Genomic DNA, 262 nt, shown 5'->3' on the forward strand with positions numbered 1-262 from the left:
GAGCCAACAGCAACTACAGCGGCGGATGGAACGTATACTATAGAAGGAGTACCAGCAGGAACAGTAGATATCGTAGTAGATACAACTACTTTACCAACAGGAGCAAGTTTAACAGAAGGAACAGAGCCAACATCAGTAACGATAACAACAAATGGTAGTGTAGATGCAGGAATAGATGGTTATACTACAGCCGGAACAGTAACTGGAACCGTATATAATGATGAAGATGGTGATGGAACACAAAATGGAACAGAAACCGGAT

The 262-nt window shown here is 42.0% G+C and carries 1 protein-coding gene; it reads left to right on the forward strand.

Annotation, left to right across the window (positions count from 1 at the left end; translation table 11 throughout):
• A partial coding sequence (locus ACVCZW_RS13275; RefSeq protein ID WP_452232644.1) for a hypothetical protein occupies window positions 1-262 on the forward strand: 262 nt, incomplete at both ends.

This window comes from Lacinutrix sp. MEBiC02595, from assembly GCF_053601555.1.